Source organism: Cupriavidus sp. SIMBA_020 (genome assembly GCF_046535395.1).
Taxonomy (GTDB): Bacteria; Pseudomonadota; Gammaproteobacteria; order Burkholderiales; family Burkholderiaceae; genus Cupriavidus; species Cupriavidus campinensis.
The window spans coordinates 1-249 of the sequence record NZ_JAWRWU010001285.1; the positions used below are offsets into that span (position 1 = coordinate 1).

The 249-nt window shown below is 60.6% G+C and carries 1 pseudogene; it reads left to right on the forward strand.

Annotated features, from left to right (window positions below):
- Nucleotides 1-45 precede the first annotated feature (45 nt).
- A pseudogene (locus SB751_RS33645) lies at nucleotides 46-249 on the forward strand (hypothetical protein); the annotation flags it as partial.

A 249-nucleotide genomic window follows, 5' to 3' on the forward strand; every position in this document is an offset into this window, starting at 1 on the left:
GTTGCACTAAACAGTCAGTAAAAAACGACAACGTAGGAGACATGTGTGAGTTCCCTTCAGGATGGTTCGTCTTCGCCGGGCAATCGGGCGCAGACCATTACGCAACCGGTTATGCAGCCGCAGCGCCGTGGCACCTACCGGTGGCGTTTGATCGCAGCACTCTGGGTCATCGTCGTCTTCGCGGCCGCGCTGCCCAGCATCGGCGCAAGCGTGGTGAACGCGCACATGGCGGACGCGCTGCACTTCGAC